Origin of the sequence: Halorubellus amylolyticus, from assembly GCF_034808145.1 — an archaeon.
Lineage (GTDB): Archaea > Halobacteriota > Halobacteria > Halobacteriales > Natrialbaceae > Halorubellus.
On the sequence record NZ_JAXHGM010000094.1, the window covers coordinates 1 to 249 of the forward strand.

The window sequence follows — 249 nt, forward strand, 5'->3', positions numbered from 1 at the left end:
GTAGAACATTATGTAAAGATCTGTTCACAAATGTTACAGGCTCAGTAACTAAAATTGAAGAAAATCCTATTATAACCATTGCAAGTTCATCTACAAGAAATGTAACCTTTAGTATAAAAGTAGATTATCAGCAAGATTTCTTTGTTGAACTCTCTAAAGATTACGAGTTTACCATCACTCCAAGTGAACCTCTATATTTCTTTTACAATTTTTCCACAAATAATACACACGATGAAGAATATTCTAACT

1 protein-coding gene is annotated in these 249 nt (G+C 29.7%); it reads left to right on the top strand.

Features of this window, described 5'->3' with window-relative positions:
• The coding region (locus SM754_RS20370; RefSeq protein ID WP_323677967.1) for a hypothetical protein at positions 1 to 249 on the top strand (249 nt) is incomplete at both ends.